This is a genomic window from Mesorhizobium sp. (assembly GCF_004962925.1).
Classification (GTDB): Bacteria; Pseudomonadota; Alphaproteobacteria; order Rhizobiales; family Rhizobiaceae; genus Mesorhizobium.
In genome coordinates this window covers 1-729 of record NZ_SUEO01000418.1, presented here as the reverse complement: position 1 = coordinate 729, position 729 = coordinate 1, and the positions used below count along the sequence as shown (strand labels likewise).

Sequence of the window (729 nt, the reverse complement as noted above, 5' to 3'; positions counted from 1 at the left end):
TCATCCGACCGAGCTTCGCTCGGCCACCTTCTCCCACAAGGGGAGAAGGAAAAGGCGCTAACCCTTAAAATCCTTCGCCAACAAATAAAGCTCTACCGATTCATCCCGCGAGGCTGGCGGCTTGACGTGATGGACCGAGCGGAAATTCTGCTTGAGCCGGGCGAGCAATTCGTTCTCGGCGCCGCCCTGAAAAGTCTTGGCGAGGAAATGACCGCCCGGCTTGAGCACCGACAGCGCGAAATCGGCAGCCACCTCGCACAGATACATCGTGCGGATGTGATCGGTCCGGCGATGGCCGGTGGTCGGCGCCGCCATGTCTGAGAGCACGATGTCCGGTCGGCCGCCCAGCGTTTCGGCGAGCTTTTCGGGCGCCTGCGGATCGAGAAAATCCATCAACAGCACCGGCGCGCCGGGCACCGCATCCATTTCGAGATAGTCGATGCCGACGACATGCGGGTGTTCGGCCGTCGATTTCGTGCGCGCGGCGGCGACCTGGCACCAGCCGCCGGGTGCCGCGCCAAGATCGATAACCTTCATGCCGGGCTTGAGCAGATGGTGCTTGTCGTCAATCTCGATCAGCTTGTAGGCCGCGCGCGAGCGGTAGCCGTCGGCCTTGGAGCGTTGGACATAGGGATCGTTGATGTGGCGCTGCAGCCAGCGGCGCGACGATTCCTTCAGGCCGCTCTTCTTCTTGATCCGCGTCTTCAACACGCGAATGCTGGCAGAGCC

1 protein-coding gene is annotated in these 729 nt (G+C 62.3%); it reads right to left on the bottom strand.

Annotation, left to right across the window (positions count from 1 at the left end):
• Positions 1-57: 57 nt before the first annotated feature.
• Positions 58-729: RlmE family RNA methyltransferase (locus E5W87_RS35490; RefSeq protein WP_292408639.1), on the bottom strand; the 672-nt coding region annotated here is incomplete at its 5' end.